At 54.4% G+C, this 1237-nt stretch carries 1 rRNA gene (running past one end of the window); it reads right to left on the bottom strand.

The features are described 5' to 3' along the window. Positions 1 to 1237, bottom strand: a 23S ribosomal RNA gene (locus HP499_RS24930) (its annotated part continues 1988 nt past the right edge of the window); the annotation flags it as partial.

The raw sequence follows: 1237 nt of genomic DNA, 5'->3' as shown, positions 1-1237 counted from the left end.
AATGTGTATGGAAATCTCATCTTGAAGCGAGCTTCCCGCTTAGATGCTTTCAGCGGTTATCCCATCCGAACGTAGCTAATCAGCGATGCACTTGGCAGTACAACTGACACACCAGAGGTTCGTCCGTCCCGGTCCTCTCGTACTAAGGACAGCCCTTCTCAAATTTCCTGCGCGCGCAGCGGATAGGGACCGAACTGTCTCACGACGTTCTAAACCCAGCTCGCGTACCGCTTTAATGGGCGAACAGCCCAACCCTTGGGACCTACTCCAGCCCCAGGATGCGACGAGCCGACATCGAGGTGCCAAACCATGCCGTCGATATGGACTCTTGGGCAAGATCAGCCTGTTATCCCCGAGGTACCTTTTATCCGTTGAGCGACGGCCATTCCACAATGTACCGCCGGATCACTAGTCCCGACTTTCGTCCCTGCTTGAGATGTCTCTCTCACAGTCAAGCTCCCTTGTGCACTTACACTCGACACCTGATTGCCAACCAGGCTGAGGGAACCTTTGGGCGCCTCCGTTACTTTTTAGGAGGCAACCGCCCCAGTTAAACTACCCATCAGGCACTGTCCCTGACCCGGATCACGGGCCGAAGTTAGATGTCCAAAGTGACCAGAGTGGTATTTCAACGATGACTCCACCCGAACTGGCGTCCGGGTTTCAACGTCTCCCACCTATCCTACACAAGCCACTCCGAACACCAATACCAAACTATAGTAAAGGTCTCGGGGTCTTTCCGTCCTGCTGCGCGTAACGAGCATCTTTACTCGTACTGCAATTTCGCCGAGTTTATGGTTGAGACAGCGGGGAAGTCGTTACTCCATTCGTGCAGGTCGGAACTTACCCGACAAGGAATTTCGCTACCTTAGGATGGTTATAGTTACCACCGCCGTTTACTGGGGCTTAAATTCTCAGCTTCGCCCGCAAGGGGCTAACCGGTCCTCTTAACCTTCCAGCACCGGGCAGGAGTCAGTCCGTATACATCGTCTTGCGACTTCGCACGGACCTGTGTTTTTAGTAAACAGTCGCTTCCCCCTGGTCTCTGCGGCCCACACCCGCTCACGGAGAGCAAGTCTCCATCACGGGGCAGGCCCCCCTTCTCCCGAAGTTACGGGGGCATTTTGCCGAGTTCCTTAACCATAATTCTCTCGATCGCCTTGGTATTCTCTACCTGATCACCTGTGTCGGTTTGGGGTACGGGCGGCTAAAACCTCGCGTCGATGCTTTTCTAGGC

This window comes from Paenarthrobacter sp. CM16, assembly GCF_013179505.1.
Lineage (GTDB): Bacteria > Actinomycetota > Actinomycetes > Actinomycetales > Micrococcaceae > Arthrobacter.
The sequence above is the reverse complement of the archived record's forward strand: the minus strand, read 5'-3'. Positions and strand labels throughout refer to the sequence as shown.